The organism is Paraburkholderia sediminicola, from assembly GCF_046027825.1.
Taxonomy (GTDB): Bacteria; Pseudomonadota; Gammaproteobacteria; order Burkholderiales; family Burkholderiaceae; genus Paraburkholderia; species Paraburkholderia sediminicola_D.
In genome coordinates this window covers 1-506 of record NZ_JAQQDU010000269.1, presented here as the reverse complement: position 1 = coordinate 506, position 506 = coordinate 1, and the positions used below count along the sequence as shown (strand labels likewise).

Genomic DNA, 506 nt, shown 5'->3' with positions numbered 1-506 from the left:
ACCATACGAAGACTAGAAATTTTAGTGAGAAACATGCTGCTTGGTTTGTAACCGGACTAACGATTCTTCGAGATGGAAAAATCCGGGTGCCAAAGGCAAAAAGACGTCGCATTCGACAAGAAGCATACTTTCTCAAAAAATTCGCCGATTCGGATATCTTTTACAAAACCGAAGCGACGCCCCGGCATGACCCGATTGCAATGGATCGACTCATCGGGCAAGTAAGGTATTGGCTTTGGGTTGAGCCCAACAGCTCTGAGGCGAAAGAAATCCTCGAAGCGTTAATATTGCAATTAAAAAACTTCGGTGTAGAGGAATAGACCGCGACAGCGGTTTTTCACATACTTGCTCGCGACGGATGCCAAGTCGGTCGTGAACTGGACGATGTGTGACCAGGGAAAATCGGATAGCGATCGATTAACAGGATGGCATGCTGAAGCGCTGGCCATCATTGCCTTCCCGCCGAGCGACCGTTCCCGGCGCTAATAAAGGTCCGAAACGGGTCG

1 protein-coding gene is annotated in these 506 nt (G+C 49.0%); it reads left to right on the top strand.

Annotation, left to right across the window (positions count from 1 at the left end; genetic code table 11):
- A partial coding sequence (locus PQQ96_RS42205; RefSeq protein WP_408303368.1) for a hypothetical protein occupies positions 1-320 on the top strand: 320 nt, incomplete at its 5' end.
- Positions 321-506 lie beyond the last annotated feature (186 nt).